Genomic DNA, 24,271 nt, shown 5'->3' with positions numbered 1-24,271 from the left:
CACATCACATAATTTCTATTTTTTTATCAAAACCTATTGTACTTACATCCGCATATTTATTCAATTGATGAGTTCGATTTCGATTGAAACGAATAATGAGAAGCAGCTCACAGTCGATGAGTACGTCCGCTACATCGGGATAAGAGACCAGATCCAGCATATCCTGGATAATGCCAATATTAAAGAAACGCTGCAGGATGCTGAGGAATCAATTAATGGTCTCTCAATCGATCTGATTGTTAAATTTTCTGTCAATAAGAAAAAACATTAGATGCCTGTCTTGAACCTTAATATCGCCGCTATCCCGCCAAATGCGTTCAAAAGCTGGTTGCCTTCTTCAAAATCACTTGAAATGAAAGCTATGTTCGTCCCCATCTGGTCAGCAATATCTGATAGCTCCTCTACGATATCTACGGATTCCATAACTTTCAGGCTTGACCCGCATTTTGTACAATTACCCGGCTGGTATTCATCATCACCGAGTTTCTTCGTGATAGTCTTTTTTTCCTCGAAACCGCAATTGCCGCATTTTATTGTAAGGCGCACTTTTCTCAGTTCATCCGAAAGTAAAAGCGTCTCTACCGAACCCATCTGAAGGTTCTTTCGCACCTGTTCCTCGCCATAAGAGGCAAGCCCCATATCACTTACAAGTTCTTTAAGGAACCGTTCCATGTATTTTTTTTCCTGGACAACTTCCACATCCTGCAAAGCATCGCCCAGTCTGTCGAAGAGTTCGGTGAGACCCGATTCGTCAGTATTTGCCACATCAAAAAGACCCAGTATCTTCTTCTGTATCTCATGATGCAGATATGCCCCTGCTTCGAATTCTTCTTTAGTGGGCGATGGTCCGCCTATGAAAACTCCCTCGAAATCCTTCTGGTTGATCCCCAGATAGACCTCGCTTGCCGCATCCCCTATGCGTGTATAGAATTCATTGATAGCAATGAGTCGAAGCTGCTGGAACCTGTGGGAACTCTGACCACCTTTTCGCTGTTTGCCAGGAACATTAGAAGTAAGATGTGCCATTTCTTCGATATGTTTTCCTCTTAAAACTCCAATAGTAGCTTCGCGCCTGTCAAGAACAAGGAGACCGTAGGTTTTTTGCTCGTGAAGCATCTCCTCAAGCGGGGTGAGAAGGAACGATGAGTCGCAATGGTATTTGTATGATACTATGGGTTCAGGCGGCTCGATTATAAAGGTCTGCATATCTGTTTTATTTGCGCCAATGTCCACAGCGCCGCAAAAAATAACAACACCATTCTCTGGCGCTTTTGGTATGAGTTTAAGTCTTGACAGCAGCGACTCAATTGCACCCTGTACATTCTGGCGTGTCACCCTGGATTTGATGTTCGACGCCTGGCCAAATTCTTCCCTGAGCTGGCTCGTTATATCCGATACCTGCTTGTCATGCGGTATATATAGCGAGATGAGTTCTGTGCCCCTTCCGCGTTTACCGCGAAGCGCTTCAAGTGTTCTTTTAAATTCGTATTTTTTATGTGCGTCTGATTCGACCATTTTGGAATAAGCTCCTTCCATTGATTGGAAGATGTATGTGATTCTTCAATATCTGCTATTATAGATAAATGTTGAGTCTTTTATTCAACAAAACATAATAAACATAATAAAAATCAACAGAACATAATACATTATGAAAAAAATATTCGCAGGTGTTCAGGAAAAATAAAAAGAAGTATTGTTCTTACCGATTATTGTTGTTACTGATATATTTGTTTCTCGGCAATATCACCGATCACCGGTAATTTATATTTTTCTCCCTGGTATGCTTTATACATCAGGAATATAAAAACAATCAGTCCCAGCATCCATACCAGAGGTATAAGTGCAAACAATATCCAGATAAAAGACGCTATTGCCGATAACATTGTGGCTACTACAATCAAAACGACAAAAGTAATTGCTGATTGCATAGCATGAAATCTTACGAATTTATTGTCTTTCTCTAATGCCAGTATTAAGATCGCAGATAGGATTCCTCCAAGATAGCACAGTACTCCTACTATGTTTCCTTTCACTACACCAGTATCTTCTACAACTGTTTTTTCCAACATATTATTTCCTCCTTAAATTTCTGTTCCTTACTTCGGTTGCGACATGTCAAGTTTGTTTATTATTTTTCCAGATTTATCTTTAGTGATCATAACCATGTAGCTGGAATCTTGACTGAAATATTGCTCCATAGACCCTTCGTCACCAACGTATTCTGATAAGCAGACTTCTCTACCTTCGTAGTTGACAATTCCCTTTATTTCATATGATCCCTGCTGCCCATTGACACCTGTCATCGTCATTTTTGTTCCTGTCTTACACCAGGCAGGCCCGGAACCTGAGCCCTGTGATACTTTTAGATCTCCGCCTGGAGTACTGATGGTCTGCTCTTTCGTTGTACATCCTGCAAACGCTGTCAATAATATTATTGATATAATCATGAAGACTTTAACGTTTTTACCTGTTTTTGTGCCTATATCTGGTCTCATTTTTTTCTCCTGAATTTGTGATTCTAAAGAGTTCATCGTGCATCAATATCAGATTAATATATAAAAGTATCTTCAACTAAAAATAATATATATGTATATAATACTTGTTATGATCATAGACTTTCCATGTATCAATCCATCATTGGAGATAGTACCGGTAGATGAATTTGCCAATGCAGTAAAATTCATATTGGATTAACACATTAATAATGATAGAATGACCATATTAGACGGATATAAATCATTTTTAGATGCCGAAGAAGACCCGAATCTTAAGGCTTCAAAGAAAAAAGATGGCATGTTCTTTATTTTTCGCTCGATAGAGGCCTGGAAAGAAGAGAAATGCACGGAAGAGGACATTCCGGTAAAAGAACTTGTTCTGAATGAGTTTACAAAGAACAGGTTTATTGCACATCCCTGATTTCTGGTTATTTTTACAGTTAAATATTTATACTGTTAAATCGTTGCATCTTAATTAGTGATAAATGAATGGGCAAAGTAAAAACTGCTATCCCTGGCCTTGATGAATTAATCGAAGGAGGTTATGTCGAGTATGATGTTATCCTTGTGACCGGAGGCCCCGGCTCAGGAAAAACAACCTTCGGAGTTCAATATCTTGTGGAGGGTGCAAGAACTTTTAATGAACCCGGGGTACTTGTTTGCATGGAGGAAACCCCTTCAAGGATAATCCGGGATATGTGGAGATTTGGCTGGGAACTTGAGAAACTTATATCCCAGAAGAAGCTGAAAATAATTTATGCAAATCCTTTCACATATACCAGGTTCGTAAAAACACTACAAGACACGCCAGGCAATGTTATTGCTGCAAGGAAAAATATTGGCGACCTATTTGAGCAAATTCAAATCGAAGTTGAATCGATCCAGGCAAAAAGAATATTTATCGATTCGATAACATCTCTTAAAATATCTCCGGACCAGTCAGAAGTGAGGCATATGATATCAGAGTTTATCAAGAATCTTGAATTTCTTGATTGCACTACGGTTCTATCAAGTGAAATACAAGGAGAGCAATCATTCAATGTTGAGGAATATCTTTGCTCAGGCGTCATAAGACTTCATGTGTTCAGGGTGGAAGGAAACAGGGTAAAAGCAATCGAAATATTAAAGATGAGAGGCGTCAAGCATGATGAGACCCTGCATCCATACGAGATCAGGGAAAAAGGCATTGTCGTTTATCCGGGTGAGACCGTAATGAACGATGAGATCAGCCTTTTTGATGCAGCAAGAAAGAAATGACCCGGAGAAGAAAACAGATGCCCCTTAACTATAATGAAATAGTCAGCAAATATGAAAAATATATATTCCAGACATATACCCGCCAGCCCATAGCTATAAAGAGTGCACAGGGCGCGCTGGTCACGGATGTTAATGGAAAAGAATACATTGACTGTGTGGCAGGGATCGCCGTAAATAATGTAGGACACTGCCACCCTGAAGTCGTTTCTGCCATAAAACAACAGGCTGAGCAATTAATTCATGTCTCAAACCTGTATTATACCGAGAACCAGGCAATCCTCGCCGAAGAACTTGCAGGCATTTCAGGGCTGGACCGTGTATTTTACTGTAATTCCGGCGCTGAAGCAGTAGAAGGCGCCCTGAAACTTGCCAGGAAAGCCTCTGGCAAAAAAGAGTTCATAGCCACAGAACATGCATTCCACGGACGCACTCGCGGCGCCCTGAGCGTCACTCATAAAGAAAAATACAGGAAACCATTTGAACCTCTTGGCCCCGCAGTTTTTGTCCCTTATAATAATGCCGATGCAATACGGTCTGCTATCGCTGATAATACCGCAGGCGTAATACTTGAACCCATCCAGGGAGAAGGCGGAGTTATCATTCCGTCTGAAACGTATCTTAAGGAAGTAAGGGAGATTTGCGATGAGAACGGCGTTTTATTGATCCTTGATGAAGTACAGACGGGTTTTGGCAGGACTGGAAAATGGTTCGCAAAAGAGCATTCCGATATCACCCCGGATATAATGACAACCGCAAAAGCAATGGGAGGAGGCTTCCCAATGGGCGCAATGCTTGCCCGTGAGGATGTGGCTGCAAATTTTGTTCGCGGCGACCATGCTTCGACGTTCGGCGGCACAGCTTTAGCCTGTGCGGCTGCTCTTGCTAATATCGATGTGATCAAAAAAGAAAAACTTGTGGAAAGGTCGCAAGTTCTGGGAGAGTATCTTGTTTCGAAACTTCGCGAGCTTAATAAGGATTACATTCTGGAAATACGGGGCAAAGGATTGATGGTTGGCATGGAACTCTCGGTTAAGTGCGAGGACATTGTTGCAAAAGCACGCGAAAAAGGTGTTCTTCTTAACTGCACATCAGAATCAGTCCTGCGTTTTGTCCCGCCTCTTACTATCACAAAACAACAGCTTGATACAGTGGTGTCGGTGCTGGATGAGATTTGAAAAACTGGTTCGGCCAACGGTAAAGGATATCAAGGAGTACGTACCCGGAAAATCCATTGAGGAGATAGCAAAAAAATACGGGCTTGATCCTGCTACCATAATCAAACTGGGTTCAAATGAAAATCCGCTTGGGGCCTCACCTCTGGCAGTTTTGGCCATAAAAGAAAAAGCGCCAGGAGTTCACCTGTATCCACAGGCTGATGCGCTTGAATTGAGGAAAGCCATTGGAGATCATACAGGATATCCGGTCAGTAACATTGTTGTATCGGGGAATGGTATGGATGGGATTTTTGATACGATGATGAGGCTATTCATGTCACCGGGCGCTGAATCAATAATACCCATACCAACGTTTTCCTATTATGAGATATCGACACTTGCCAATGGTGGAAAACCTGTGTTCGTTGAGCGAGATCCTGATTTTTCCATTTCCCCGGAAAAGATACTTGGCAAAGTAAATGAGAATACAAGTTTGATATTTCTCTGTTCTCCCAACAACCCATCCGGGAATTCGATCCCTGAAAAGGATGTACGAAAAATCCTTGATTCTACTGATGCTATCGTGTTCATAGACGAAGCTTATGTTGAATTTGCAGGCAGCAGCATAACCGGGCTTGTCAGGGAATACGAAAATCTTATTGTCGGCCGCACTTTTTCAAAAGCGTTCGGGCTTGCAGGGATGCGCATGGGTTATGCAATTGTACCGGAATGGATAGCAAGAGTTTATATGAAAGTAATGACCCCATTCTCAATGGATGTTTTATCTACTGCTGCGGGATTAGCTGCCCTTAAGGATAGGGAATATCTTAATAAGAGCATCGAGACCGTAAAAAAAGGGCGCATGCAGCTTTCAGGCGCACTTGGGTCACTCTGTAAAGTATATCCAAGCGATGCTAATTTTATCATGATAGATGTATCTCCCCGCAGCGCAAAAGAAGTTTCTGAATCCCTGTTGAGAAAAGGTATAATAATCCGGGACTGCACGTCTTTCAGGGGCGCAGGTAAGTCCCTGATACGGATATCTGTTGGTACAGAGGTGCAGAACGAAAAAGTCATTGAAGCATTTCGAGAAATATTATGATAATTGCTCTTACAGGTACGCCGGGCACAGGAAAAACAGCGGTCTGTGAAGTAATTAAAGAACATTCACAGTACAAAAAGCAATACAGCATAATAGATGTGAATAAAATTGTTCTTGATGAAAAACTATACACAGGAAAAGACGAAGTGCGGGACACTTATGAAGCTGATATGGATAAGCTACAGGTGCGCGTGAAACAGGAAATTGAAAATATATGCAATGGAGTGGATATCATAATGGAAGGACATCTTTCACATCATTTGCCGGCGGATGCCGTTATCGTGCTTCGGGCGCATCCTGTGGCCCTGCGAAAGCGCCTGGGAAAAAGGAAAAATTATTCATTTCAAAAAGTAAAAGAAAATGCTGATGCTGAAGCGCTGGACGTAATATTGGTGGAAGCGACCCAGGGAAATAAGAACGTGTTTGAGATCGATACTACAAATATGAACCTGCTGGCAGTTGTGAAATCGGTTATTTCAATAATTGAAGCCCTTAGACAGGGAAAAACACCTGTTGAATTCATGCCCGGGAAGATAAACTGGATCGAGCAGGTGGAAATGGATTAAATTTATATAAAGTCTATCGGTCACTTCTGGCAAAAAGTGACCGATGGAGTTTAAATCACCATGTTTCCTGGTGAACAAGCCGTTCCATAGCGATCCTTGGCGGCATGGCTGGCTGTTCATCCGGATATCCAACAGGTATTATCGCAACAGGTAATGTTTTATCCGGTATTCCGAGAAGCTCTCTGACCGCATTTTCATCAAAAGCGCCGATCCAGCACGTGCCAAGCCCCACAGAATAAGCCGCAAGAAGCAGGTTCTCGATGCCCGCAGCAGCATCCTGTGCCGCATAAAGTTCTCCTCTTGATCTGTATATGCGGGATGAGCGCTCAATATTAGCAACAGCAACGATAACAACAGGCGCCTGCTCAATGAAAGACTGGCCAAGAGCCGCTTTTGTTAATTTTTGTTTTGTTGTTTTGCTGGTAACTATTATAAAATCCCGCGCCTGAAGATTTCCCGCAGATGGCGCCATTTGCGCGGCTTTGAGCAATTCTTCAATTATCTCTTTTCCTACTGCCCGGTCTTTGAATTTCCTGACAGACCTTCTCCCTTTGAGCACTTCCATGAACTCCATCATACAACCTCATAATTAAAATGATTCTTAAACATTATAAAATAACCGAAAGCTTCATGTAATTGTTTTCTCCAACTCACCCATTCCAGTAGACCTTATCCACAATCACTTCCATTTTCAAGATAATATCCACATCATAAGAAGGTACGAAAGCGACACCTTTTGAATTCGTATCCATGTATAATAAAATGAACTTACATGAAGTCTTTGTATTTTTTAAAGTATTTAAATAATCATATAAATTTTGTGTGTTTTTTGGGGTTGTGGTGGAAAAATCAATAAATTGTGATAATGAATCCAGAATTATATAGTCAGGACAAAGTTGTGAGATATATTTTTCATTTAATTTTGACATTTCATCTATCGTCGAAGGCGGATTCTCATAGAAACTTGTCATTGTATTCTTCTTTTCAAACAATCCCCCGGAAACGCAATCAACTATGAATAACGAAGCCCCCATATCCTGAAAATAAGGTCTTATTGCATTGTCCGTTTTTGTCAATGAAATATACAATATTTTCTTTGCCCCTGTTTGTTTCTTTATAAAATCCACAATCCCTTTAACTTCCCTGGAATTATGAAAAAGCAGTAAAGTTTTCCATGGCTCAGAGAGTATTTTCTTCAGGTCTTTCCTTGTTTCCTTCCAGTAATTTACAGCAAGTACTTCTGAATCCATATCAATTTAGTCCAGGTGTTTCCTTACCCTGCTCACGATATCCTGAAGGTCAAACGGTTTTGTGATGTAATCCTTGATATTAGATTCAGTCATCAGGATTTTTCTTTCTTCATCTGAAAACCTGACAACTGTGACAAGTATTATTTTCAGGTTCTTGAGCCCTTTTTCCTTAAGCTTTACCAGTATCTCTTTTGTTTTCAGTCCCGGCATCATTACATCCAGGAGAACAAGGTCTGGTTTTGCATTTTCAACCTTATTCAGGAACTCTTCTCCACTGGATGCGGTCTCAGCTTCATGTTTTTCAAGCTCCATTATTGTTTTCAAAGTTTCTGATATATCAGGGTTGTCATCAACTATCATTATTTTTGCCATTGTTATCACTTATTTTTCATACTTTTTCAAATAAATTCATTTCAGATTTCTTCTAGTTCTTTTCATATTTTAGAGGAATTGTAAATTGGAATGTTGATCCTTTACTTAACTCACTTTCAATCCAGATCTTCCCGCCATGAGAATTTATTATCCCCTTACATATAGAAAGACCAAGACCTGTCCCTTCAAACTTCCTTGTGTCAGTAGAATCCACCTGGACAAATGGCTTGAATAACTTTTCCTGATCTTCTTTTTTAATCCCGATCCCGGTATCCTTTATTTTAACAATTGCATCTTTGTCGCTTTTTAATATATCGACATTTATTATGCCCCCTGGACGCGTAAACTTAATCGCATTATTTACAAGGTTAATTACTACCTGGGTGATCCTGTCAGTATCCATTATTATATTCTCAACTTTTTCTTCTTTTAGATTAAGTTCGATATTCTTATCCTCAGCTTTTTGCCTCATTGTTTCTATCGCATTCCTGACCACTTCATTAAGGTTAGCCCTGTCCTTGTCAAATTTCATTACCCCTGCTTCAAGCTTGGAAATATCAAGAACGTCACCTATCAGGCGGTCAAGTCTCTCGGTGTTTCGAAGTATCATTTCGAGGCTTGTTTTTTGCTTTTCAGTCACTATCCCGAAGTATCCTGCAAGGTTCATCTGTAGCTGTGCTTTCATAGGCGTGATAGGAGTTCGAAGCTCATGGGAAACAATACTTAAGAATTGTGTTTTTATTTGATCCGCCATTTTAAGTTCCAGATTAATCCGGATTATTTCTTCCTCCAGTCTTTTTCTGTCTGTAATATCGCGTATTATACTGGCTTGATAGGTCCCTGATGTCGTTTTCCATGATGCTACCGATATATCCAGTGCGAACTCGGTTCCATTTTTCCTGAGGCCGTGCATTTCTATGGATTTTTCTGAAATACTTACCCCTGACAACATCCATTCCAGCCCATATCTGTAAGTCTCTTTATATCGTTTCGGCAGCAGGTTAAGAAATGATTTCCCGACCATTTCGTTCTCATCATAACCGAACATAATTATTGCACTTTTATTCAAGGAGATTATGTTATTCTCACTATCTGTCAAAATAATTGCATCGTTTGCTGACTGAACTGTCAAACGGAATTTTTCTTCACTTTCCCGAAGTTTATCTTCAGCATGTTTGTTCCGGGTAATATCTCTGGATATATGGATTACCTGAATAACAGTCCCATTCATATCTTTTATTGGGGACGTGGATATCTCAAGATATATTTTTTCTCCGTTTTTTCCATAATGAATATGCTCAGCAGATGAAACCATTCCAGTACTTCTTGTCTCCATAAGAGAACATCCGCCTTCCGGGGAATTGCAGGGTTCTTTTGCATGATGGGTAATCTCAAAACATGTCCTTCCGATAATATCTTCTTTTTTAAGCCCGAATTCGTTTATAAAAACATCATTTGCTTCGACAATTCTGAAATTATTTACATCTATGATGCAGAAAGCATCTTTCATACTGTTGAAAATTGTCTTTGAGAACTCATTTGATGTCGTAAGATTATCAATAACTTCCTTGCTCTGTGTGATATCCCTGATAGTCGCCTGAAGAACCCGTTTATTCCTGAACTGGAGCGCGGTCAGTAGCACATCAGCCTGGAATTCATCCCCATTTTTTCTTTGATGTACCCACTCAAAACGGTTCGAACCTTTCCTGAATGCCTCAGCAATTTTATTATTCGCAGATTCCAGAGAATATGCGCCATCAGGCTGATACAGCGGCGATACGTCTTTCGGATGAATTTTGGTAAATTCTTCTTTTTTCGAAAATCCGAATATCCGAAGTGTCGCATCATTACAGTCAAAAAATCCGTCTTCATCAAGCATCATGACCGCATCCGATGAACCTTCATACAGCATACGGTATTCTTCTTCGTTATCTCGAAGCAATTTCTCGTCTTTTGCAATTCTCTCACTTAATATAATAACAACACTGGAAATTACTATAAACATAATAGAACGAATTATATTATCGTAACTGGGTGCCTCTTTTTTAATAAGAATATCGCTGAGAAATAGCACTTCCACTAAAAATATAGCAACGACCATGCCTTTTCTTTTCCACCACAGGGCTGCCAGAATAATAGGAATATAAAAAAAATGGGTAAAAATAATACCTGTCTTTAGTACCGCATGAAAATAATAAGTAAGAAAAGAAGCGACACTTAGCAGGACAGATATTATAAAAAATTTATATTTAGTTTTCAATTCCGACATGACTATATTCAGATTATTAGATTCAACCGAAAAGGCTCAACAATTAATATTCGAAGTGGTTTTACTCATAGATGTATCTCCCCGCAGTTGAAGGGATATTTATCATGATTATAATGATTATAACATTGATTTTTTATACTATATATACTATTTCATATATCATTTTTTTTTAATGTATTTGAAAAAAGATCAAAAAATTATGCAAGTTTTGTCTGCTGGGACTTTGCTTTCAATCCATCAAGGTCGATCAGATCTTTAATAATATCTATCAGGACTTTGTTCCCAAGAAGCTGGATCTCAGTTGTGTCCCCGTTCATTTCAAATGCCGGATCATCTACTGGAATTTTTATGCGTGTTACAGCCACGCGGTGTTCGTTGAGAAGGGCATCTTTTGACTCTTTTATGGTTTCGGTCTTTCGCGCCTCAATACCCAGCAATTCAAGTTCGTATTTAAAAGACGGGCGGTGGAAAAGTGAGGTAAGGATAAATACTGCAATTCCTAACCTTTCTGAAATGTCGATATCTTTCAAATGCTCTTTCACAATACTATAAACATCACGCTTCATACCGGATTTTAAAACATATACTTTTGATGGCGGTATGTCAATTTCTTCCATGTAACCGGTCTCATGCAAAGCCCGAAGATATCCTGTAAGTATCAGCCTGTGCTGGTCATATCCGTTCTTTTTCAATTCCCTTGCTATACTGCTGATGGACATCTGCTTATTTGCCATCACTTTTGTAAGGATATTGTAATATTCCGACATGAACAAATTAGATTTGATAACAAACCTGATAAATGTTTGGGTGTTAAACATCATTATCATAGAGAAAACAAAAAAGCCTACCTGTCACTTCTGGCAAAAAGTGACCGATGGAATTTAAATCACCATGTTTCCCGGTGAACAAGCCTTTCCATAGCGATCCTTGGCGGCATGGCTGGCTGTTCATCATATCCAGATTAAGTGATTTTTTTATTCGATATTTGTTTTTTTGATTCTTTCCTCCAGACGTTTACGCTCAATAATATCCTCAAAGATCATTACAGTACCCATAATATTTCCAAAATTGTCTTTTATAAGGGATCCAATAACATCAACAGGTACTTTCATTCCCTCTTTTGATATCAATACAGTGTGCTCTGCAAGTCCGTAGTAAATTCCTTCCCGGATAGCCCTGGTTACCGGGTTTTCCACTTTTATATCGGGTTTTTCACTGATTATATTAAAAACAGTAGAAATGGGTTTTGCAAATGCTTCATCAAATTTCCAACCAGTCATAGCCTCTGCAAATGGGTTCATGGTCTTTATCAAACCGTCTTTATCTGTTGATATTACAGCCTCCCCGAGGCTTTTGATCGTTGATGACAACCAGTGTTCGCTTTCTTTTAATTTATTTTCCATCTGGTGTTTATAGATTGCTATCTCGATATTGATATGAAGCTCTCTTTCCCTGAAGGGTTTTATTATATAACAGTATGGTTCTGTTATTTTTGCTCTTTCAAGGATATGCTCATCAGAATATGAAGTAATATATAGGATAGGAATATCGAACCGGTCATGTACCTCTTTTGCCGTCTCAATGCCGTCCATTGCACCCTGCAACATAATATCCATAAGCACAACGTCAGGGCGCATTCCTTCTATTTTCTCGATAGCTTTTTCCCCTGAAGATTCAACCGAAGGAACTGCATATCCCAAACTGATCAAGGTTTCCCTCAGGTCTTCAGCAACGATACTTTCATCTTCGACAATGAGTATCTGTTTTTTAGACATTATTTAGCTCCTTTAAAATTAATTTTGATTTCGGTCCCATGATCACGATTCAGATTGATATCTCCATTTAACTGTTTCTGTGCCAATATTTTAACCAGATGCAAACCCAGACTGTTACTGTTATCGAAATCTATTCCTTGCGCTATGCCTATCCCATTATCGCATACTTCTAAACTATATTCATTTTCACCTGTTCGCCGCATAAAAATCTTGATATCACCTTTTTTACCATCAGGAAATGCGTGTTTCAATGAATTGGTGACAAGCTCATTGATGATCAAACCGCAGGGGATGGCTGAATCAATCCCAAGTGAAACATTTTCAACTTTAATAGTCGGTGTGATACGGCTTGAAATAGTCCCATAAGAGTGGAATATACTCTTTATCAGGTCTTTTGCATAAACACTAAAATCAATTTTTGTAAAATTTCCGGACTGGTAAAGTTTCTCGTGAACCAGAGCCATGGAAGAGATCCGGTTCTGGCTATCTTTGAAAAACTCAATATCGTCCTTGTCTTTGGCATATCTTGATTGTAGCCTGAGTAAACTGGAAATAACCTGCATATTATTCTTGACCCGATGATGTATTTCCCTGAGAAGGGTTTCTTTCTCTAAAAGAGAAGATCTTATCAGTTCTTCCGATCTCTTCCGTTCAGTTATATCCCGTGATATTCCAGCAAAAGCAACAACTTTACCTTCGGCATCCTTTATGGGTGAGATTGTCACGCTGACATCAAAAACACTTCCGTCTTTTCGCCTCCTTATAGTTTCATGAGCCGTAATGACATTGCCGGACTTTACTTTCGCCAGGAGCTTCTCGGTTTCTGGAATTATATTTACGGGTATTGTGGGCAATTTGATCCCCACTGCTTCCGCGGCAGTCCATCCATATATCTTTTCAAAACCAGTGTTTACCTGGAGGATTTTTTCTTCCAGATCCAGTATTATGATGGCATCAGAAGTGTTGTTAATAAACGATTCAAGTTTTTCTTTAGTACTTTTCAGTTCAGCTTCTGCTTTCTTTCGTTTTCGCCGCTCTTGTGCCTCGCTGAGCTCTCTCTCGATAGCAGGTATGAGCCTTGCAAGATTGCCTTTTATGAGATAGTCATGCGCTCCGGCTTTCATGGCCTGTACAGCAGTATCTTCACCGATATTTCCTGATACAATTATTATCGGTATGTCAAGACCGCTTTCCTGTAAGATCCTGATCGCATCCAATCCTGAAAAATCAGGCATTACATAATCAGATATAACGATATCCCATGATTTTGCCGTAATTGCAGTTCGCATACCTTCGGGAGTGTCCACAAGTTCATAATCAGGTTCGTAACCACCATGCTCAAGTTCCCCAATTAATATCCGTGCGTCAAATCTGGAGTCTTCAATAACCAATACACGAACCTGTTTATTCATTAAGGATTATCCCCTTTTAAAAGATATATTTATGGTTATGATACTAATCATAATAGTTTAAATAGATTTTCATGTGCAATTTTTTTAAATTGTGCAATATAAAATTTGGACGTTTCATGCAAAGCCCGAAGATATCCTGTAAGTATCAGCCTGTGCTGGTCATATCCGTTCTTTTTCAATTCCGACATACTTCATGAAATTATGGTTAAGCAATGGCACGAAAGCTGAATTCGCTGGATCTTCAAATTCTTAAAAAAATCGCTTCTGAACTTGCTGATAACACATGCGGACATGCGGGCTGGGAATTCAGGTCAGTGCTTCCTCCTGTAAGCCAGCATATTTCTACCTCAAAGCTGTTTTCAGTAAGGTTTCAAATGTTTCAAGACTCACCTCCCTGGAAGCAAAAAGGAATATGGAATACAGGATACGCGAACTGAGGATGTTCACTCCGGAAAGAAGATGCGATGGTGCTGGAACCGTGATCACTGATAATCCTGCAGCGGGAAAACTTCGTTTGATAGAGAAAGAAAAGAATATTAACCTGATCCTTATCGGGGCTCACCTCACAGGTATCCAGTTCAGGGAAACGCAAGAGATTATTGCGAAAATGGATATTATCACAAGCTGCGCTTCACATATGGTGCGCCACCTTATACGTCCTGTCCTCCAGGCTGGCACTTCTGTTCCCATGTTTGCATTGACACAGAAGGGTAAAGAGCTGATCATTGAGAGAGCAAAGGAAATTGATTCACCGATTCTTACAAGCACTGCACAATTGCCTGTGCTTCCTGAGCATAAACAGCCAAAGCCTCTCATTTAAGATGCTTTTTGATGCATATTTGATCCTGGCCATGCCGCAATGTGCTGACAGCCAGACAATATTCGAAACATTTATAATGTATAATAAGGTACTCCGATAAAACTAATATATAGTTTTTTATGGTGATTTGAATTCAATATAGGAGGATATGATAAAATGGTATTAGATTTAACCATGAGCATGGCTATATTGGCACTCATGGGAGCTCTTGCTACTATAGCGGGATGCCTTGAGGACCTTGAATCCGATGTAGGCTCCCAGAGCAATCCGAACTCCCAGGTACAATTAGCTCCCCAGATGGGGTTTTTGCACAGAATATTTAACAAAGCGATTTCAGGTGAACCAATCAGCAACGGCATGTCGGCCGTGATCGGCGGTACGGTCACAACCGTACTTTTGAGCCAGAAGTTCTATCCATTGACTGCAATAGTAATCGGCGCGTTTTTCGGCGCAATCATATTGGGCATCTTTGCTACAACCTCATATGCAGGAAGGGTTGCGAGCCAGACAAGGTTCAAGCAGCCTTTGTATATGGATATTATGAGATATACGACACCTTCGATCATCGGGCATAATTTCATTATGAATTTCTGCCTTGTAGCTATTGCATACATCCAATTTGAAATACTCGGATATCCTTTCACTATTCCATTCCTTGCATTGATATGGGGAATTTCCGTGGGCGCTATCGGCTCATCTGTTGGTGATGTGCATTACGGCGGAGAACGTGAATTCCAGAACCGCGAATTCGGGTGCGGTCTTAACACTGCGCTCTCAGGACGCATTGTGAGGAAAGCCGAATCTGGCTTAAGGAACAGCATAGATAATGTCTGGTTCTGCGCCAAGTTCGGAGGACCTGCAACAGGCATAGCTCTTGGTCTTACTGTGTTCTTTTCAAGCTGGCCCACAACCATTTTCGGGTATACCTGGAAAGCGATAGGTGTGGGTGTATTAATTGTGGTAGTTCTCATAATAATGAACAGGCTGATAGAACTCAACGTCAGGCATGCTTATGGCCCATATAAGGAAGAAAAAAATGAAAAGGAGGCTAAAGCATAATGGTAGCGATTGATCCAACATTATTAACCAATATTTTATTGATCGGCTTGAGCGGGACTCTTATTTGTCTTGCAGTTCACTTCATTCCAGTAGGCGGCGCTCCTGCGGCAATGGCACAGGCAACAGGTATCGGAACCGGGACTGTGGAACTTGCGGCAGGGTCAGGTCTTGTAGGACTTATAACAGCGGCTTATATGTATACAAATGTTGAAAACGCGCCAATGGCTTTAATACTGGCTGCGGGAGCAGTTGGCTCCATGGTAATGCTTGCAAGCACCATGTTCTCTGGCGGTTTGATATATGCTTATGGCGTGGCAGTGCCATTTGCCTCAGCACAGGTCAAAAAAGACCCGATTACTGGAGACAGGCAGGATACCTATATTTCCAAAGGAACACAGGGACAGGGCCTTCCTACTATCTGCTTTGTTAGCGGTATTGTGGGCGCTGCGCTTGGAGGTATTGGAGGGGCTCTTATCTATTATGTCCTGGTTGGAATATACGGACAATTGATCAGTGCAACAAGCGCCGCCGCAGTTGCGGGCGTATTTACCCTGGGCGTTTTCTATGTTAATGCTGTTGTCCCATCATACGGCGTGGGCGGAACAATTGAAGGAGTTCATGATCCCAAGTTCAGGCGTGTGGTCGGCAAAGACATTTTCACAAGCTTTTTCGTAAGCATTCTTTGCGGACTTCTTGCAGTATTGATCGCAGGAGGAATCTCACCATGAGCGATGTCAAAGAAAGATCACCCAATCAATTACTGCTTATCGGGATAATCGGAGGGCTTCTTGGAATATACCTCACCTATTTACTTCCATTTGCTGGAGATAAAATCGGTGGTAATCCCGCGATCGTCCTTAGAACCATAGCCCCCACATTCGGAGCGCTTGGAGGCATTTGCGCTGTTGTGTGGGGCGCAGACGCAGTAAGGCGCGTTGCAAAATATGGCCTGGGAACAGGTGTCCCATCCATCGGACAAATTGCGATGGGAATGGGAATAATCGCTGCCATGTTCGGCCTCGCAATAGTAAAAACTATTGTCCTTGCAGGTCCGATAGTAGCTCTGGTAACAGCATCCATTCTCGGATTCATAGTTGGCTGGTTTGCACAGAACGTCATAAAAATGAAGATACCTGTGATGATCCGCTGTATGACTGAAATCGCTGCTTCCGGAACGATAATCATTATCGGCTTTTCCGCGGCAGTAGCAGGAAATTTTGAGTTTGCAAATATTGTTACACTGGTTTTCGATAATGGTATAATACTTGCAGTCTTCTGGGTCGGGGCTGTTGCAATGCTGCATCCTTTCAATGCATGTCTCGGTCCTGATGAAAAGCAAAAGAGGCTTCTGTATCTTGCCGGCTCAACAGGAGCCATAACAATGGCAATAATCGGAATTGCTGCAACCATGACACTCGGTACATCAGGAGTTATAACCCTGGTCCTTGGAATAGGTCTCTGGATAATATTTTACAAGAAATTCTGGGATGAAGTTTATCATGATGCTTCATCAGTAGTCGGAACCGGATTGATCCCCAAGACGGAGGCATAAAAATGAGCCATATAAGAGTTGTTCCTGAAATGCACCTGATCCTGGATCCCACGACAGGTGTGATCGCAGAAGAAAAGGATGATGTTGTGGAATATTCACTCGATGCTGTGAAAACACAACTGGATGAACTGGATAATATCGTCACTGATATGATGAACCAGCTTGATCCCAGGGCAAAATTATTGAGCATGTTCCCTGGAAGAGAGAGTGCTTCCTATAATGCAGGAATAGTAACAAATGTATTCTATGGTGCAATAATAGGATTTATCGTGTCCTTTTTATTGCTCACTGTGACGAAGCTTGGAGGGATGTAAATGGCTAATAAAGTAAAACCTGCAGCAGGCTGGCCCGTTGTTAAAGGTGAATATGATGCGGGAAACCCGGAAAATTGTGTTGCAGTAACCACATGCGGTTCGCATCTTAAAGGCGCACCTCAAATAGCAGCTGGCGCATGTATCACCGGCCCGCACAAAACTGAAAACCTGGGTATCGAGAAAATAGTTGCGAACATCATTTCCAACCCCAACATACGCTTTCTTCTCGTTACAGGCGCTGAAGTAAAGGGTCACATATCAGGTGAAGCAATAATAATGCTTCACAAGAATGGGATCAAAGACAACAGGATCGTAGGTTCAACAGGCGCTATCCCTTACATTGAAAACCTGCCTGATGATGCCGTAAAGAGATTCCAGGCACAGGTCCAGATAGTTGAAATGATGGGCACTGAAGATGAAAATGCCATCATTGCAAAGATAAAAGAACTGGCAGCAAAAGACCCGGGAGCCTTTGATGGCGAACCTATGATAATCCAGGTCGGCGAGGCAAAAGAGGCAGAAGAGTTAGGCGGTGTCAAGCCCATGTCAGCCGAGCTTGCGTCCATCCAGGCAAGGATAAAAGGCGTTCAACAGCAGACGATCGATATCGGGAATATGAATAAATTAATGTCAGGTATCTATGCCGGAAAGATAGAAGGTATGATGATAGGTCTTGTCGTGGGATTGACCATTCTTGGAATACTGATATTCGGCGGAGGTGTTTAAAATGGCAGAGAAAGAATACGAATATGGAAAAGGCGTACCAATGGTATTAAATCCTTCAATGGTTGCCATAGAATCGCTGGTAGAGGATATCAGATACAGGGGCCAGCTTATTTCACGAAACCAGAAACTTGAATCAGGTGTCGGCGCAACAGGCGTGATCGGTATCTCGATCGGTTTCGTGATCGTTATGATAGCAGTACTTGTTCCTCCTTATTTGATGGGGTGAAAAAATGGCAGAAAAAGTCCCAATAGTTATCGTAGATCCGGAAGACTACAAAAATATCCTCCAGAAATTAGATGAAATAGATGAAAAGATCGAGTTCACAAATTCTGAGATACACCAGAGATATGGAAAAAAAATAGGAAGAGACATAGGAATACTGTACGGGATTTGCGCATCGCTCATGATTGTGGTGGTATATTTGTTACTGCTTCTTTCACCAGCGCTTTCAAACCCGGTATTGATCAATGCAGTAAAGAAAGCTTTAGGATTAGAATAAGTGAGGTGCCAAGATGTTCAGATTTGATAAGAAACAAGAAGTATTTGAGTTCGGTAAAACAAAAGTGGGCGGACAGCCTGGAGAATACCCAACAGTACTTGTCAGTACGATGTTTTATTTAAAACATAAGATCGTGACTGATGAAGACCATGGTGTATTTGACAAAGCTGCAGCCGAGAAACTGTGGAATACACAGGAAGTGATGGGAGATACGACAGGAAATCCATATTTCAATCAGCTCGTTGGCGAAACGCCAGAAGCTATCAAGAAATATATTGACTGGTTCGTAAATATATGCGATGATGTACCATTCCTTGTTGACTCCTCTGACGGACATGTCAGGGCTGTTGCAGCAAAGTACGCAAAGGAGATCGGTGTTGAGAAACGTGCCATACACAATTCCATAAATGCAAGTATCGGTGCTGAAGAGATCAAGGCCCTAAAGGAGAGCAAGATGACATCCGCAATTGTTCTTGCATTCAATGCCACAAACCCCAGCGTTGAAGGAAAACTTGAGATCCTTGAGAAAGGAGGAACAGGACAGACAAAAGGTATGCTTGATGTAGCAAAAGAAGTCGGAATTACAAGACCCCTGGTGGATGTAGCAGCAACACCTCTCGGAGCAGGTTCCGGAGCTACTATCAGGTCGGTTCTTGCCATAAAAGGTAAATTAGGCTTACCCGCAGGCGGGGGCTTCCACAACATGGCTTCAGCATGGGACTGGATGAAAAAATACAAGAAAACAGATCCGGATGCAAAGACCGAATCATGGCCGCCAGTGGATATAGGCACAAACCTTGTCGCACAGATAATGGGCGCCAATTTCCTGCTGTATGGTCCGATTGAAAACGTAAAGAAGGTTTTCCCGGCAGTAGCAATGGTAGATATTATGCTCGGTGAAACCGCAAAAGACCTTGGCCTCAGTGTTCTGGCTGAATCCCATCCGATAAAGAAATTGGTGTAAATTTACACCAATTTTTTACCACCAAAGACTTTACTAAAGACTCTATCCACTAAAGACGGTTCTTCCAAGCTCTCTTAATTTATCGAGACCTTCAGGCTCACGTTCAAGAAGAGGAACTATAAGCATCGGGGTTTTGAATCTCTGCTTTATTTCAGATAAATACTTCTCTTGCTGTTTTCTTCTATTGCTGAAGAACTTATTCTTCCCAAAATCCTGCGGAAGCAGGTAATTAACCGCTACCAGGGCGGTTTCTATTTTAACCTGCCTTTTTAATTCTTCAGAGGCTCTCCATGCTTCTATTATGGGTGTGTATTCGGGATACATCACAAAAACAAACGTGCTTTTTTCTTTGTTTTTCATTGTTTCTATGACATTGGCATACTTATTCTTAGTTTCAGTTTCATCAGATGATTTCTTTGTTAAATCCCCCAGGTCGATAAATCCTTTCCAGTCAGAAGGAAGTTCTAATAATCGCAGGGTGTGCCCTGTCGGTGCTGTGTCAAAAATTATTATATCATATCCATTCAATTCAAAATAATTTATAAATCGTTCAAATGCAGCCATTTCTTGCGCGCAGGGAGAGTTCAGGTCTTCTTCCACAGATTTCTTTGTTTCCTCGTCATTATCTTTAACTATATCCAGAATTCGTTTTTTATACTCCTCCAGTGCTTTCTTCTGGTCTATTCTTGCTGCATATAAATTATCCACACCGCTAATTCTCGTCGGTTCATGCTCAACCGTCTGCCCGAAAATATCCTGTAAATGAGATGCTGGATCTGTTGTGAGTATCAAAGTTCTAAAACCTTTTTCTGCCAGATAAAGGGAAGTTGCACAGGCAATCGTGCTTTTACCCACACCCCCTTTGCCTGTGAAAAATATATATCTGGTTCCATTCAAAGGGGTGAGTAAATCATACAGTTCACTTTGATCAGTTATCAACCCGGATTCCTGGATTTTCCCTTTCTTATTTGATAATTCTAATTCTGTTTCTATTTCTATTTCAACATCCTCTATTTTAGCTTCATATAAAAATTTCCCTGCTGCTTCTAACAATTCCAGACCAGAAACCTCAGAATCTCTGAGCTGGTAAAATAATTTCTGCATGGCAGGAAATGTTTCATTGATTTTTTTCACTATTTTTTGCTCATCTACTTTCTTCTTTTTGAAAAATTCATCTGTACACGCCTCTTCTGGCAGTATTCCATTAATTATCAGGATATTTATTTTAATTCCCAATTTAGATAATTCATCAGAACTTCTTTTTGTTTCAAGAAGCGAGGAGCTCTCAGGTTTCAGAACAAAGATGAAGGAAGTTTTAGCATCATCCTGAAGATACGATATTGCTTTTTCATATCTGGATTTTGCATTCTGCAAAGATGCGCCGGGTCCTATGCAGGTAGAGGCACTTTTTTCTAATGTTGTGCTCCAGCCGCCTGGAAGTTCTAAGAGTCTGATCGTATGTCCGGTCGGTGCGGTATCAAATATGACAACATCATATTGGGGATCATCCATAAATTCTATGAATTTATCAAATGCTGCCACTTCCTCAACGCAGGGGCTGTTCATCTGCTCATTTATTACCTGTATATTCTTTTCATCCAGAATCTTTCTCATAGGGGCAATAATTCTTTCTCTATATTCTTCGGAAGCTGTATCGGGGTTTATCTCGATTGCGAACAGGTTCTCAATATTATTAATGGAAGTAATTTTATGCCCGATTTCCTGTGTAAATATATCAGAGAGATTTGGAGCCGGGTCTGTGGTAACGAGTAAAGTTTTATAACCTTTTTTTGCAAGCCACACAGCAGTAGTGCAGCTCATCGTGCTTTTCCCAACTCCGCCCTTACCGCTGAAAAAAACGAATTTTGTTTCTCCTTTTTGTTGTGGCTCTATTAATTGATTTGTCACATTATTGTCCATTTGCTATTTTTCAATTTCTTTTTTCAGTTCAGCGTATGTTAAATATTTTTGTTTGGCAACAATTTTGCCGTTGATAGTGGTAATGGGGAGTACACCCGGTCCATTAACTTGTATCAGTTGAGAAATTTCACTATTCTTAAGGAACATGTCCAGGTTAAAAGATATGCTTGCCCTTACTGCATTCAATTCTTTGAATTCTTTTTGCAATCTTTTTAATGCCTCGTTAAGCTCTATCAGTTCCTTATTCGGCTCCGGACCGCAGACGCCAGTGGAGCAGCACATCGCACCTTCGTATATAACCAAATTTATCTTTGCCATCTATTCCTTTTTCTCCATGATTTTTTCATATACATCGCTCGCATCTCATAAGCACAGAAGCCGTCACAGATATGAGTTCTTTTGTGCGAAGATCAAGCGCACCTTCTTTATATACAGAATTTCTCAACTCAGAAAATGCTTTCGCAACATCCGGTGTTTTCTCGTTGAACCATGACAAATTTTATTCCTCCTTTATATTCAAGTTTCCTGTAACATCAGCAGTAATTTTTCTATTTATCGAAAGACCTTTTTGATCAAACCACATGACGCTTACCCGTCTTGCTACATGTACCAGTCCCAGCATAACAGGCACTTCAATCAGCGGTCCCACCACGGCTGCAAAAGCCACGCCTGAATCTATCCCGAACACCGCAACAGCTACTGCAATTGCAAGTTCAAAATTGTTGCTTGCTGCTGTGAATGCCAGGGTTGTGGATTTGTCATAAGAAAAGCCCAGCCTGTACGACATGAAAAATGAAATGCTAAACATCAGGATGAAATAAATAAGCAGCGGGACTGCTATCCTGAACACGTCCATGGGGAGTTTTAGAATGTACTCTCCCTTTAAGGAGAACATAACTATAATTGTAAAAAGCAATCCGATCAAAGCAGTGGGACCAAGCTTTTTCATAAATACATTATCATACCAGTCTTTTCCTCTCTTTTTCACAAGGACAGACCGTGTTATTATACCTGCAATAAAAGGAATCCCCAGATAGATGAATACAGCTTTGGCGACTTCCCATATGGAAATGTCCACTACAGCGCCTGCTCCGGTTCCGCCTATCCATGCTGATAATACAGTTACAAATAAGTACGCCAGAACCGAATAAAGCGCCACCTGGAATATTGAGTTCACAGCCACAAGGACAGCGCATAATTCATTATCTCCACCTGCCAGCTGGTTCCAGACAAGAACCATGGCGATGCATCGCGCAAGACCGATTATGATCAAACCTATCCTGTATTCAGGAAGGTCAGGAAGAAAAATCCAGGCAAGAGCGAACATCAGCACAGGCCCTATTACCCAGTTCTGCACAATGGATACACTCAGTGCCTTTCCCTGCTGCTTCATTTTATAGAGTTCTTCGTATTTCACACCCGCAAGTGGCGGGTACATCATCCATATAAGACCTATTGCAATTGGCAGGGAAACCTGTTCAATACGGACAGCATCTAATATTTTAGCCACCTGCGGATACGCAGCGCCTATAATTATGCCAGCTGCCATGGCAAGAAGAATCCATAAAGTCAGGAATTTACTTACTATGCCCAGGCTACCTTTATCTATTCTATTCCTTACTTGAGACATTGCATATTATAATGACGTTCCAGTAATAAAACCCTGATAAAAATTTCAAAAAAATTTGAACGATCAGTTTCGAAAAAGAGAGAGCGTTTTTTCTCCACCCCGGGAAAGTGAATAGAATGCAAACCTGGAGCGTTTTATTTTGCATATCATTCCATTTTTTTCTAACATCATCAAATGATAAGAAACAGCAGACTTTTTGGCTTTTAACTTTCTTGCCATCTCATCCATACAATGTTCTCGCTGCCCAAGCATCAGGAGAATCTCAATCCTGTGGGAATTTGCGAGGAGTTTTAATTTCCTGACGATTTCTTTTGAGGTCTGCCTTAATGGATCATGTTCTTTTTCCAGGTCCATAAGCCAGGCTTTACGAAGTTTTTTATCACCGGGGCAGCAAAATTTTGCGGTTTTTGAAGCACACAGGCATTTATTATTCATGATCCTCTGCATTTTATGTCTTTTTATTGCAACTTATTGTTCTTTAAGCAGCTGCTTTTGTGCAACCATAGCAAGTATTGAGTTAACAAGCTTTTTCCCTTCTTCAATATCATTTACCTCTCTTATAGTAACTTTTCCGCTTGCGAAAAAATTAACCTCACGCTTTCCAAGACGTACAAGGACCACGCCCAGGCTCTCGGAATAACGCGCATCCAGGGTCTGGGCAAGCTCTTTAAGATCAGGCGGGCTATTAAGATGAGCGATTATCCGTAGTTTCCATGGATCTACCAGGCATGGAAGCACCTGTTCTATGCGTTCGACAAATTTCATACTCATATATTAATGAAATCAGTATGATTGGCATTGATAGTATCAAGGTAATGTGAACTACCCCTTGCTCTCACAAGGGGCTTCCCGCTTCATTGCTTCCCTATTGGGATTGCTCTGTCGGGCTTGAATTCCGGCAATACCTGCCGTACTACTTCTACTTTCTATTACCATCGCAGATACATGGTCTCTATTTAGCACAAGACCACAGGAAGGGCATGAATGAACTCTTACTGCTAATGTTTTCGGTACATGATATCCGCATATACAGGTCTGCGATGTTCCATTAGGGTTAACCAATTCCACTATTTTACCAGCGTATTCTGCTTTGTATATAGTTAAATTGATTAATTGTGACCATGATGCATCTAC

At 40.9% G+C, this 24,271-nt stretch carries 32 protein-coding genes; 15 read left to right on the top strand and 17 right to left on the bottom strand.

Features of this window, described 5'->3' with window-relative positions; genetic code table 11:
- The first annotated feature begins 67 nt into the window (after positions 1-67).
- A complete protein-coding gene (locus CL181_RS01845; protein ID WP_097297547.1) occupies positions 68-271 on the top strand; it encodes a hypothetical protein in 204 nt (67 codons plus the stop codon).
- Here the strand turns inward: CL181_RS01845 and prf1 are convergent.
- The 3 genes from prf1 to CL181_RS01830 all read right to left on the bottom strand — a co-directional run bounded on the left by prf1 (position 268) and on the right by CL181_RS01830 (position 2,495).
- Positions 268-1,515 carry a peptide chain release factor aRF-1 gene (prf1, locus tag CL181_RS01840; RefSeq protein WP_097297587.1) on the bottom strand — a complete coding sequence of 416 codons (1,248 nt, stop codon included), beginning with the start codon at positions 1,513-1,515 and terminating at the stop codon, positions 268-270. The two genes, CL181_RS01845 and prf1, sit on opposite strands and share 4 nt — an antisense overlap.
- 200 nt (positions 1,516-1,715) lie before the next feature.
- Positions 1,716-2,069: a DUF4870 domain-containing protein gene (locus CL181_RS01835; RefSeq protein WP_097297546.1), complete on the bottom strand. Its 354-nt coding sequence runs from the start codon at positions 2,067-2,069 to the stop codon at positions 1,716-1,718.
- Positions 2,070-2,096: 27 nt separating this feature from the next.
- A complete protein-coding gene (locus CL181_RS01830; RefSeq protein WP_097297545.1) occupies positions 2,097-2,495 on the bottom strand; it encodes a hypothetical protein in 399 nt (132 codons plus the stop codon).
- A 217-nt stretch (positions 2,496-2,712) separates the two neighbouring features.
- On the opposite strand from CL181_RS01830, the gene CL181_RS01825 reads away from it, so the two are divergent.
- The 5 genes from CL181_RS01825 to CL181_RS01805 all read left to right on the top strand — a co-directional run bounded on the left by CL181_RS01825 (position 2,713) and on the right by CL181_RS01805 (position 6,574).
- Positions 2,713-2,916 carry a hypothetical protein gene (locus CL181_RS01825; RefSeq protein WP_097297544.1) on the top strand — a complete coding sequence of 68 codons (204 nt, stop codon included), beginning with the start codon at positions 2,713-2,715 and terminating at the stop codon, positions 2,914-2,916.
- A gap of 68 nt (positions 2,917-2,984) precedes the next feature.
- Entirely contained in the window at positions 2,985-3,752 is a 768-nt protein-coding gene (locus CL181_RS01820) for an ATPase domain-containing protein (RefSeq protein WP_097297543.1), read from the top strand.
- 17 nt (positions 3,753-3,769) lie between these two features.
- Entirely contained in the window at positions 3,770-4,927 is a 1,158-nt protein-coding gene (locus CL181_RS01815) for an acetylornithine transaminase (protein WP_255251361.1), read from the top strand.
- Positions 4,917-6,008 carry a histidinol-phosphate transaminase gene (gene hisC, locus CL181_RS01810; protein ID WP_097297541.1) on the top strand — a complete coding sequence of 364 codons (1,092 nt, stop codon included), beginning with the start codon at positions 4,917-4,919 and terminating at the stop codon, positions 6,006-6,008. Before CL181_RS01815 ends, hisC begins: the two co-directional genes overlap by 11 nt.
- A complete protein-coding gene (locus CL181_RS01805) occupies positions 6,005-6,574 on the top strand; it encodes an adenylate kinase family protein (protein WP_097297540.1) in 570 nt (189 codons plus the stop codon). Before hisC ends, CL181_RS01805 begins: the two co-directional genes overlap by 4 nt.
- 55 nt (positions 6,575-6,629) lie before the next feature.
- On the opposite strand, the gene CL181_RS01800 is transcribed toward CL181_RS01805, so the two are convergent.
- The 7 genes from CL181_RS01800 to CL181_RS01770 all read right to left on the bottom strand — a co-directional run bounded on the left by CL181_RS01800 (position 6,630) and on the right by CL181_RS01770 (position 13,652).
- Positions 6,630-7,151, bottom strand: a complete 522-nt coding sequence (locus CL181_RS01800) for a nitroreductase family protein (RefSeq protein ID WP_217993061.1) — start codon at positions 7,149-7,151, stop codon at positions 6,630-6,632.
- 73 nt (positions 7,152-7,224) lie between these two features.
- On the bottom strand, positions 7,225-7,824 hold the full coding sequence (locus tag CL181_RS01795; RefSeq protein ID WP_097297538.1) for a hypothetical protein: 600 nt from the start codon (positions 7,822-7,824) through the stop codon (positions 7,225-7,227).
- Positions 7,825-7,830: 6 nt separating this feature from the next.
- Positions 7,831-8,196 (bottom strand): response regulator transcription factor, encoded by a 366-nt coding sequence (locus CL181_RS01790; protein WP_097297537.1) that lies wholly within the window; start codon positions 8,194-8,196, stop codon positions 7,831-7,833.
- 52 nt (positions 8,197-8,248) lie between these two features.
- A complete protein-coding gene (locus CL181_RS01785) occupies positions 8,249-10,465 on the bottom strand; it encodes a PAS domain-containing sensor histidine kinase (protein ID WP_097297536.1) in 2,217 nt (738 codons plus the stop codon).
- A 197-nt stretch (positions 10,466-10,662) separates the two neighbouring features.
- Positions 10,663-11,232, bottom strand: a complete 570-nt coding sequence (locus CL181_RS01780; protein WP_141398760.1) for a hypothetical protein — start codon at positions 11,230-11,232, stop codon at positions 10,663-10,665.
- A 207-nt stretch (positions 11,233-11,439) separates the two neighbouring features.
- Positions 11,440-12,240, bottom strand: coding sequence for a response regulator (locus CL181_RS01775; protein ID WP_097297534.1), 801 nt, complete (start codon positions 12,238-12,240; stop codon positions 11,440-11,442).
- Positions 12,240-13,652, bottom strand: coding sequence for a histidine kinase dimerization/phosphoacceptor domain -containing protein (locus CL181_RS01770; RefSeq protein ID WP_097297533.1), 1,413 nt, complete (start codon positions 13,650-13,652; stop codon positions 12,240-12,242). Before CL181_RS01770 ends, CL181_RS01775 begins: the two co-directional genes overlap by 1 nt.
- Positions 13,653-13,935: 283 nt before the next feature.
- Here CL181_RS01770 and CL181_RS01765 point away from each other — a divergent pair, with 283 nt between their 5' ends.
- From CL181_RS01765 to mtrH, 9 genes are all read left to right on the top strand, one after another.
- Entirely contained in the window at positions 13,936-14,472 is a 537-nt protein-coding gene (locus CL181_RS01765) for a DUF2099 family protein (protein ID WP_097297532.1), read from the top strand.
- 156 nt (positions 14,473-14,628) lie between these two features.
- The gene (gene mtrE, locus CL181_RS01760; RefSeq protein ID WP_097297531.1) at positions 14,629-15,531 is read left to right on the top strand and encodes a tetrahydromethanopterin S-methyltransferase subunit E; all 903 of its coding nucleotides are present in this window, start codon (positions 14,629-14,631) and stop codon (positions 15,529-15,531) included.
- Positions 15,532-15,539: 8 nt separating this feature from the next.
- Positions 15,540-16,259: a tetrahydromethanopterin S-methyltransferase subunit D gene (gene mtrD / locus CL181_RS01755; RefSeq protein WP_394336508.1), complete on the top strand. Its 720-nt coding sequence runs from the start codon at positions 15,540-15,542 to the stop codon at positions 16,257-16,259.
- The gene (mtrC, locus tag CL181_RS01750) at positions 16,256-17,083 is read left to right on the top strand and encodes a tetrahydromethanopterin S-methyltransferase subunit MtrC (RefSeq protein ID WP_097297529.1); all 828 of its coding nucleotides are present in this window, start codon (positions 16,256-16,258) and stop codon (positions 17,081-17,083) included. The genes mtrD and mtrC overlap by 4 nt, the downstream gene beginning before the upstream one ends.
- A gap of 2 nt (positions 17,084-17,085) precedes the next feature.
- Positions 17,086-17,397, top strand: coding sequence for a tetrahydromethanopterin S-methyltransferase subunit B (locus CL181_RS01745; RefSeq protein WP_097297528.1), 312 nt, complete (start codon positions 17,086-17,088; stop codon positions 17,395-17,397).
- Positions 17,398-18,123, top strand: a complete 726-nt coding sequence (mtrA, locus tag CL181_RS01740; RefSeq protein ID WP_097297527.1) for a tetrahydromethanopterin S-methyltransferase subunit A — start codon at positions 17,398-17,400, stop codon at positions 18,121-18,123.
- 1 nt (position 18,124) lies between these two features.
- The gene (locus CL181_RS01735) at positions 18,125-18,349 is read left to right on the top strand and encodes a tetrahydromethanopterin S-methyltransferase subunit F (protein WP_097297526.1); all 225 of its coding nucleotides are present in this window, start codon (positions 18,125-18,127) and stop codon (positions 18,347-18,349) included.
- 4 nt (positions 18,350-18,353) lie between these two features.
- On the top strand, positions 18,354-18,623 hold the full coding sequence (gene mtrG / locus CL181_RS01730) for a tetrahydromethanopterin S-methyltransferase subunit MtrG (protein ID WP_097297525.1): 270 nt from the start codon (positions 18,354-18,356) through the stop codon (positions 18,621-18,623).
- Positions 18,624-18,636: 13 nt separating this feature from the next.
- On the top strand, positions 18,637-19,587 hold the full coding sequence (gene mtrH, locus CL181_RS01725; RefSeq protein ID WP_097297524.1) for a tetrahydromethanopterin S-methyltransferase subunit H: 951 nt from the start codon (positions 18,637-18,639) through the stop codon (positions 19,585-19,587).
- A gap of 42 nt (positions 19,588-19,629) precedes the next feature.
- Here mtrH and arsA read toward each other — a convergent pair whose 3' ends face one another.
- The 7 genes from arsA to CL181_RS01690 all read right to left on the bottom strand — a co-directional run.
- Positions 19,630-21,495 (bottom strand): arsenical pump-driving ATPase, encoded by a 1,866-nt coding sequence (arsA, locus tag CL181_RS01720; protein WP_217993060.1) that lies wholly within the window; start codon positions 21,493-21,495, stop codon positions 19,630-19,632.
- 15 nt (positions 21,496-21,510) lie between these two features.
- A complete protein-coding gene (locus tag CL181_RS01715; RefSeq protein WP_097297522.1) occupies positions 21,511-21,825 on the bottom strand; it encodes an arsenic metallochaperone ArsD family protein in 315 nt (104 codons plus the stop codon).
- A gap of 25 nt (positions 21,826-21,850) precedes the next feature.
- On the bottom strand, positions 21,851-22,003 hold the full coding sequence (locus CL181_RS01710) for a carboxymuconolactone decarboxylase family protein (RefSeq protein ID WP_097297521.1): 153 nt from the start codon (positions 22,001-22,003) through the stop codon (positions 21,851-21,853).
- 3 nt (positions 22,004-22,006) lie between these two features.
- Entirely contained in the window at positions 22,007-23,137 is a 1,131-nt protein-coding gene (gene arsB, locus CL181_RS01705) for an ACR3 family arsenite efflux transporter (RefSeq protein ID WP_097297520.1), read from the bottom strand.
- A 63-nt stretch (positions 23,138-23,200) separates the two neighbouring features.
- On the bottom strand, positions 23,201-23,572 hold the full coding sequence (locus tag CL181_RS01700) for a helix-turn-helix transcriptional regulator (RefSeq protein WP_176505010.1): 372 nt from the start codon (positions 23,570-23,572) through the stop codon (positions 23,201-23,203).
- A gap of 33 nt (positions 23,573-23,605) precedes the next feature.
- Positions 23,606-23,908 carry a hypothetical protein gene (locus CL181_RS01695; RefSeq protein ID WP_097297518.1) on the bottom strand — a complete coding sequence of 101 codons (303 nt, stop codon included), beginning with the start codon at positions 23,906-23,908 and terminating at the stop codon, positions 23,606-23,608.
- Between the two features lie 51 nt (positions 23,909-23,959).
- A partial coding sequence (locus CL181_RS01690; protein WP_141398758.1) for a zinc ribbon domain-containing protein occupies positions 23,960-24,271 on the bottom strand: 312 nt, incomplete at its 5' end.

This window comes from Candidatus Methanoperedens sp. BLZ2, from assembly GCF_002487355.1.
In the GTDB taxonomy this organism is placed as follows: Archaea; Halobacteriota; Methanosarcinia; order Methanosarcinales; family Methanoperedenaceae; genus Methanoperedens.
This window is presented reverse-complemented; position numbering and strand designations above follow the sequence as displayed.

What these genes read in the sequence shown, in the direction of transcription:
- mtrH (WP_097297524.1), top strand. Translation starts at nt 18,637, where the DNA reads ATGTTCAGATTTGATAAGAAACAAGAAGTATTTGAGTTCGGTAAAACA.
- CL181_RS01700 (WP_176505010.1), bottom strand. Translation starts at nt 23,572, where the DNA reads ATGAATAATAAATGCCTGTGTGCTTCAAAAACCGCAAAATTTTGCTGC.
- CL181_RS01825 (WP_097297544.1), top strand. Translation starts at nt 2,713, where the DNA reads ATGACCATATTAGACGGATATAAATCATTTTTAGATGCCGAAGAAGAC.
- CL181_RS01805 (WP_097297540.1), top strand. Translation starts at nt 6,005, where the DNA reads ATGATAATTGCTCTTACAGGTACGCCGGGCACAGGAAAAACAGCGGTC.
- arsB (WP_097297520.1), bottom strand. Translation starts at nt 23,137, where the DNA reads ATGTCTCAAGTAAGGAATAGAATAGATAAAGGTAGCCTGGGCATAGTA.
- CL181_RS01795 (WP_097297538.1), bottom strand. Translation starts at nt 7,824, where the DNA reads ATGGATTCAGAAGTACTTGCTGTAAATTACTGGAAGGAAACAAGGAAA.
- CL181_RS01790 (WP_097297537.1), bottom strand. Translation starts at nt 8,196, where the DNA reads ATGGCAAAAATAATGATAGTTGATGACAACCCTGATATATCAGAAACT.
- prf1 (WP_097297587.1), bottom strand. Translation starts at nt 1,515, where the DNA reads ATGGTCGAATCAGACGCACATAAAAAATACGAATTTAAAAGAACACTT.
- CL181_RS01775 (WP_097297534.1), bottom strand. Translation starts at nt 12,240, where the DNA reads ATGTCTAAAAAACAGATACTCATTGTCGAAGATGAAAGTATCGTTGCT.
- CL181_RS01695 (WP_097297518.1), bottom strand. Translation starts at nt 23,908, where the DNA reads ATGAGTATGAAATTTGTCGAACGCATAGAACAGGTGCTTCCATGCCTG.
- mtrA (WP_097297527.1), top strand. Translation starts at nt 17,398, where the DNA reads ATGGCTAATAAAGTAAAACCTGCAGCAGGCTGGCCCGTTGTTAAAGGT.
- CL181_RS01770 (WP_097297533.1), bottom strand. Translation starts at nt 13,652, where the DNA reads ATGAATAAACAGGTTCGTGTATTGGTTATTGAAGACTCCAGATTTGAC.
- CL181_RS01735 (WP_097297526.1), top strand. Translation starts at nt 18,125, where the DNA reads ATGGCAGAGAAAGAATACGAATATGGAAAAGGCGTACCAATGGTATTA.
- CL181_RS01780 (WP_141398760.1), bottom strand. Translation starts at nt 11,232, where the DNA reads ATGTCGGAATATTACAATATCCTTACAAAAGTGATGGCAAATAAGCAG.
- CL181_RS01815 (WP_255251361.1), top strand. Translation starts at nt 3,770, where the DNA reads ATGCCCCTTAACTATAATGAAATAGTCAGCAAATATGAAAAATATATA.
- CL181_RS01800 (WP_217993061.1), bottom strand. Translation starts at nt 7,151, where the DNA reads ATGATGGAGTTCATGGAAGTGCTCAAAGGGAGAAGGTCTGTCAGGAAA.
- CL181_RS01835 (WP_097297546.1), bottom strand. Translation starts at nt 2,069, where the DNA reads ATGTTGGAAAAAACAGTTGTAGAAGATACTGGTGTAGTGAAAGGAAAC.
- mtrE (WP_097297531.1), top strand. Translation starts at nt 14,629, where the DNA reads ATGGTATTAGATTTAACCATGAGCATGGCTATATTGGCACTCATGGGA.
- CL181_RS01820 (WP_097297543.1), top strand. Translation starts at nt 2,985, where the DNA reads ATGGGCAAAGTAAAAACTGCTATCCCTGGCCTTGATGAATTAATCGAA.
- CL181_RS01830 (WP_097297545.1), bottom strand. Translation starts at nt 2,495, where the DNA reads ATGAGACCAGATATAGGCACAAAAACAGGTAAAAACGTTAAAGTCTTC.
- mtrG (WP_097297525.1), top strand. Translation starts at nt 18,354, where the DNA reads ATGGCAGAAAAAGTCCCAATAGTTATCGTAGATCCGGAAGACTACAAA.
- hisC (WP_097297541.1), top strand. Translation starts at nt 4,917, where the DNA reads ATGAGATTTGAAAAACTGGTTCGGCCAACGGTAAAGGATATCAAGGAG.
- CL181_RS01765 (WP_097297532.1), top strand. Translation starts at nt 13,936, where the DNA reads ATGCGGACATGCGGGCTGGGAATTCAGGTCAGTGCTTCCTCCTGTAAG.
- CL181_RS01745 (WP_097297528.1), top strand. Translation starts at nt 17,086, where the DNA reads ATGAGCCATATAAGAGTTGTTCCTGAAATGCACCTGATCCTGGATCCC.
- CL181_RS01845 (WP_097297547.1), top strand. Translation starts at nt 68, where the DNA reads ATGAGTTCGATTTCGATTGAAACGAATAATGAGAAGCAGCTCACAGTC.
- CL181_RS01715 (WP_097297522.1), bottom strand. Translation starts at nt 21,825, where the DNA reads ATGGCAAAGATAAATTTGGTTATATACGAAGGTGCGATGTGCTGCTCC.
- CL181_RS01785 (WP_097297536.1), bottom strand. Translation starts at nt 10,465, where the DNA reads ATGTCGGAATTGAAAACTAAATATAAATTTTTTATAATATCTGTCCTG.
- mtrC (WP_097297529.1), top strand. Translation starts at nt 16,256, where the DNA reads ATGAGCGATGTCAAAGAAAGATCACCCAATCAATTACTGCTTATCGGG.